2 protein-coding genes are annotated in these 367 nt (G+C 68.1%); both read left to right on the forward strand.

Features of this window, described 5'->3' with window-relative positions; genetic code table 11:
- The first annotated feature begins 56 nt into the window (after positions 1-56).
- Entirely contained in the window at positions 57-227 is a 171-nt protein-coding gene (gene rpmF, locus GTW67_RS28035) for a 50S ribosomal protein L32 (protein ID WP_161167557.1), read from the forward strand.
- A 6-nt stretch (positions 228-233) separates the two neighbouring features.
- Positions 234-367, forward strand: a 134-nt coding sequence (locus GTW67_RS28040) for a GTP-binding protein (RefSeq protein ID WP_161167558.1), incomplete at its 3' end; no start/stop codon positions are given.

Consider the following 367-nt stretch of genomic DNA (forward strand, 5'->3'; position numbering starts at 1 on the left):
CACCCGCTGACCCCCACCCCACCCCACCCCGGTATTTCACCGACGAAAGGACCGTCATGGCCGTTCCCAAGCGCAAGATGTCCCGCAGCAACACCCGTCACCGCCGCGCTCAGTGGCGCGCGACCACCCCGGCGCTCGTCCCCGTCACCGTCGACGGAAGCACCTATCTGGTGCCTCAGCACCTGCGGAAGGCCTACGAGCGCGGCCTTCTCCACCCGGAGGACTGACGCAGCATGCCGCACGACCGCCTGCCCGTGACCGTCCTCTCCGGGTTCCTCGGAGCGGGCAAGACCACTCTGCTCAACCACCTGCTGTCGAACCGCGAGGGCCTGCGGGTCGCCGTCATCGTGAACGACATGAGCGAGAT

This window comes from Streptomyces sp. SID5910 (assembly GCF_009862125.1).
Lineage (GTDB): Bacteria > Actinomycetota > Actinomycetes > Streptomycetales > Streptomycetaceae > Streptomyces.